This window comes from Rhodopirellula europaea 6C (assembly GCF_000338295.1).
In the GTDB taxonomy this organism is placed as follows: Bacteria; Planctomycetota; Planctomycetia; order Pirellulales; family Pirellulaceae; genus Rhodopirellula; species Rhodopirellula europaea.
Genome location: NZ_ANMO01000270.1, coordinates 1 through 2,829 on the forward strand (window position 1 = coordinate 1; position 2,829 = coordinate 2,829).

The following is a 2,829-nucleotide window of genomic DNA, read 5'->3' on the forward strand; positions in this document are numbered from 1 at the left end:
GGCACCATCAGCCAATTCCACAAGCCACAGGTGTTCGTTGAGAAGTCGGACCTCCAGCGTGCCGGAGATTTGCTGCGACAATTCGAGAGCCAACGAGATCGACGCCGAGCGGACTTGGACAACGCACCAGCAATCAAATCCGAGTGCGAAGAATGCGGTGTGACCAGCGAGTTTCCCGCGTCCCAAGACGGCACAACGCAAAATTGTCCAAAGTGCAACGCCTTCATGGATGTCGGAACGTTTGACTGGCCCGACGACTTCGATTTCGGCGACGCCGATGAAGAGCCGGAACAAGAGCTGTCCGCCGACGATGCGTTGGACGCCGCCTCGCGACTCCATCAACTCGGCGATTGGAACGAGGCGATTCAGGCTTACCAACAAATCAAAGCACGTTGGCCAGAGCACGCAACCTACACGGCGAACTGCATTGCACAGATCCAGCAAAAGATTGACGCAGCAACCGGAGGCTAGAGATCGCCACCCGTTCGTCGCAAACAACCCACACTGCAACAACTCCGGAAGCTTGAACCTTGTCGAACTCTGGCGTCTACTTCATCACCTGCGAGTTCCTCGGCAGACGATTCGTGAAGATCGGTCGATCCACCAACATCGCAAGGCGTCGAAATCAACTGCAGTCGGGATGCCCATTCCGCTTGAAGGTGGAACACATCGAAGTGATGTCGAAATCCGAAGCCGTCGCGAAAGAGAAAAAGTGGCGTGCGATGTTCCAGGACATGCGAAAACGATGCGAGTGGTTCAACGCCAACACGGATGACGTGAACACCCAACTCATGTTCCACTCGGGAGCAAGCGGATCAGCCAACGATAGCGGTGTGTCATCACGGATGATGGGCACGTTTCTAACTTGGCTGAATGATCACGATTCCGATGTGTTTGTGGTTTGCACGGCCAACGATGTGAAGCGACTCCCACCGGAGTTCAGTCGAGCCGAACGGTTTGACGGCGTGTTCTTTCTGGATCTTCCTGGCAGAACTCAGAAGGATGAGATCTGGCGACTGTATCGGAACCAGTTCGGCATCGCGACCGATGAGTCGACACCCAACGACGATCAGTGGACTGGTGCCGAGATCAAATCGTGTTGCCGGCTCGCTGCGTTGTTGGATGTCTCGCTAATCGAAGCGTCTAAAAACGTGGTCCCGGTTGCAAAGACGTCTTCGGAATCCATCGGCCGACTTCGGCAGTGGGCCAACGGTCGATGCTTGTCGTCGGATCACTCGGGGTTGTTTCTGGCTTCGAGTGGATCTTCGAGCAAGCGACGAGGCTCGCGATCGGACCCATCCAACAACTGACAAAATCACGCCCCAATTCGGCGAGCCCTCGCCGAATTGGCCGTGGCATACAACCTCATCACAACCCGACCTTCATTCGAACCTAGGAGAACAATGTCACCTCTTTTTTTTGTCGTTTGCTTGTTCCTGTCGCTCGCTTTGACGGTTGCGTCGCTGCTCGTGTGGCAGCTTCGTCGGCGAGTCCGTGGACTACACGCAATCGTGCACCTCCTGACCCAAAGGAAGTTCTTTCATGCAGACCCAATCCTGCCGTCGGAAGACGATGGTTCTGACAAAGCCCCTCGGTCTGACGACGCTATTCTTCGGCAGTCTCTTGATCGGTTGCGGCCCGTCGGGTCGCGACCTCAGTGACGCCAGATGGCTGCAACTGCAGCAAGACATGCAGAACGAGCGAGCGGAGGTTGGTCGACAACGCGACCAACTGGAAGCCGATCGCCGTGAGTGGGATGAACGTGAACGAAGCGAACCAGTGCTCGCCGCGGTGATCTCATCCGCTGTGTTTTTGTTTGCCTGTGTCCTGCCGTTGCTGCTCCTGGCAGGCTTGCTGTTTCAAGAGCAAGCGTCTGACTCTTCGGATGCTGCCTGCAACGAATTGCTGGACCAAATGGCTGATCTGACTGAGGCCAATGAGCAACAGAGTATTGCACATCGAGAACTGAACTCTCCGGAGAAACTCACTCACCAAGAATCCTGACATTGGGGATCATCCCCGTGTTTTCAACGTCCCCTGTTTTGACGCCTCGTCGACCGTTTCGGTCGGCGGGGCGTTTTTCGTTTGTACCGTCTTCAACTTATCGAAGGAAACCATTCACCATGTCCACCGCCAATCTGACCACCGCGTCACCCGCCTCTGAGTCTCACGCACTCGGCGATAACGAAGTGAACCCCATGGCCAGCGTCAGCGAACGGTTGCAAGCCGAAACCACCGCCGTGCGGCTGAAGATTCACTGGCCCAGCGTCCGTAAGACGCTGAGCACTGACCAAACCCGGCAAGCGGCCGGAACGTTCGATGCCGATACGAAATCGGTCTCCGCGTCCAAGAAGCTTCTCGACACCAACCACCCCGCATTCCGTGCCGCGACCGCAGTACGCAAACAGGCCGCGGATCACTGGAAAGCCAACACGTTGCCGAGCAAGCCTTCGCTGATGAACTCGAGCAGTTGGTCACTCATCTGGGTGAAAGACTGCGCGGCGACGGCGACGGTTCACCGAAGGTGTTTCGTGATACAGCTGTCACAAATTTGGCCGAGTTTTTGGATCGGTTTCAACGATTGAACATCCGTTCGGACGATCAATTGGACCGCCTGGTGGCCGACGCTCGTCGTATCGTTGGTGGCGTGGTGCCTCAACAACTGCGAGAGCAATCGGAGCTTCGTCAACGCGTGGCGACCGAACTCTCGCGGGTGGAAGCTTCGCTGGAGGGCTGGATGACTGAGCGTCCACGCCGAAGCATCCTGAGACGATCACGCTGATGCGTTGCTCAACCGAGATCGTCGTGGGGCGACAAGGTGAGTTGCGG

The 2,829-nt window shown here is 56.5% G+C and carries 2 protein-coding genes and 3 pseudogenes; all 5 read left to right on the forward strand.

The features are described from left to right. Positions 1 to 471, forward strand: a 471-nt coding sequence (locus RE6C_RS28675) for a hypothetical protein (protein ID WP_039963779.1), incomplete at its 5' end; no start/stop codon positions are given. A 59-nt stretch (positions 472 to 530) separates the two neighbouring features. After that, positions 531 to 770 (forward strand): annotated as a pseudogene (locus tag RE6C_RS33685) (GIY-YIG nuclease family protein); the annotation flags it as partial. Between the two features lie 30 nt (positions 771 to 800). Then, positions 801 to 1,310 (forward strand): annotated as a pseudogene (locus tag RE6C_RS28680) (AAA family ATPase); the annotation flags it as partial. A 262-nt stretch (positions 1,311 to 1,572) separates the two neighbouring features. Further along, positions 1,573 to 2,004 carry a hypothetical protein gene (locus tag RE6C_RS28685; RefSeq protein ID WP_008662444.1) on the forward strand — a complete coding sequence of 144 codons (432 nt, stop codon included), beginning with the start codon at positions 1,573 to 1,575 and terminating at the stop codon, positions 2,002 to 2,004. Positions 2,005 to 2,123: 119 nt separating this feature from the next. Further along, positions 2,124 to 2,782 (forward strand): annotated as a pseudogene (locus tag RE6C_RS28690) (hypothetical protein). Positions 2,783 to 2,829: the final 47 nt, after the last annotated feature.

What these genes read in the sequence shown, in the direction of transcription:
- RE6C_RS28685 (WP_008662444.1), top strand. Translation starts at nt 1,573, where the DNA reads ATGGTTCTGACAAAGCCCCTCGGTCTGACGACGCTATTCTTCGGCAGT.